This window comes from Helicobacter sp. MIT 05-5294 (assembly GCF_000765675.1).
In the GTDB taxonomy this organism is placed as follows: Bacteria; Campylobacterota; Campylobacteria; order Campylobacterales; family Helicobacteraceae; genus Helicobacter_D.
Genome location: NZ_JRPA02000058.1, coordinates 1 through 1,655, shown reverse-complemented (window position 1 = coordinate 1,655; position 1,655 = coordinate 1). Strand labels below are relative to the sequence as shown.

The 1,655-nt window shown below is 38.1% G+C and carries 1 protein-coding gene; it reads left to right on the top strand.

Annotation, left to right across the window (positions count from 1 at the left end):
- Positions 1-212: 212 nt before the first annotated feature.
- The coding region (locus LS69_RS09995) for an MBOAT family O-acyltransferase (RefSeq protein ID WP_138124680.1) at positions 213-1,655 on the top strand (1,443 nt) is incomplete at its 3' end.

The following is a 1,655-nucleotide window of genomic DNA, read 5'->3' as shown; positions in this document are numbered from 1 at the left end:
GGGGGGGTGAGTTGCTAACGCAACACACGCCACGAGATTCTAACGAATCTCTCGCAATGACAATAAACAATGCAGAATCCCACAATCACAATAAACAATCTGAAACCTAGGAATTTCATTCTAAATAACTTGCCCCCCCCCCCCCATTTATTTGCTATAATATCGCCTTATTTTATTCTTAAAGTTTTGAATTTTATCTAGCAAGGAATCCTATGGTCTTTAGCTCTTTTGGTTTTCTCTTTGGCTTTTTGCCTCTTATGCTGTTGTGCTTTTATCTTTTGCGCTATTTCAAACAAGATTTGTTCGCTAAGATTTCTTTGATTATAGGAAGTTTTGTGTTTTATGGGTTTTGGAATCCCCTTTATCTCCCACTTCTACTTGGTAGTATTGTTGTAAATTTTCTCATTGGCAATGCAATTTTAAAATCTAATCCTGCAAGGATACCTTTAATTGTGCGGGGGGGGGGGCAAAAATATAGCCTAAAAGCTAACCAAACAGATTCTAATCCTGTTGCTCCTTATCTAGCTTCCTTACTTTCTCCCAAATTTTATGTGATTCTTGGCATTGTGTTTAATCTCGCTCTTTTAGGATTCTTTAAATACACTGATTTTTTCTTAGAAAATCTCAATACTCTCTCTAAACTTCTAGCTTTAGACCTTAACATTCCCTTGCCTCATATCCTTTTGCCTCTTGCTATTTCATTTTTCACTTTCCAACAAATTGCATTTTTGGTGGATTGTTATAAACGCATTGATGTGCAGGATTTGGAGGAAGAGGAGGCAATAGAATCTGTAAATGTAAGCGGTAATGACAAAAACAATAATGCAGAATCTAACAAGATTAGTCAAATTAACTTTTTGGATTATTGTCTCTTTGTCAGCTTCTTCCCCCAACTCATCGCCGGTCCTATCGTGCATCACAAAGAGATGATGCCTCAATTTAAAATGCTTTTTGCAAAAAGCTTAGATTCTAAAGTCTGGGGGCATTGCGCTAAGGGGCTTTTTATCTTTTCTATTGGGCTATTCAAAAAAGTCTTTATCGCTGATAGCTTTGCCAAATGGGCAAATGCAGGATTTAAAGTCGTAGAAGAGGGCGGGATTCTCAATATCGCTGAATCTTGGGCGACTTCTATAAGCTACACTTTCCAAATCTATTTTGACTTTAGCGGGTATTGTGATATGGCAATCGGGCTTGGGCTTTTCTTTGGGATTGTCTTGCCAATAAACTTCAACTCTCCTTATAAGTCTTTAAACATTACGGAGTTTTGGAGGAAATGGCATATTACGCTCGGGAGATTCTTAAAAGATTATCTTTATATTCCTTTAGGTGGCAATAGACTAGGCAAGATTCTCACATTGCGGAATCTTTTCATCGTGGCATTTTTAAGTGGTATCTGGCATGGGGCTGGGTTTGGGTTTATCATTTGGGGGGCATTGCATGGAGTGGCGATGTGTGTGCATAGAATCTACACTTGGGTGTGTAAAGAATGGGTAGAATCCCTAAAAGGCTTACCTAAAAAGATTTATTCTTTATGCTGTTGGATTCTGACTTTTAATTTTATCAATATCACTTGGATATTTTTCCGCGCTGAAAATCTACAAGGCGCACTCAATCTACTCAAAGGAATGTTTGGGATTGTGTGGGTGGAGATGCCT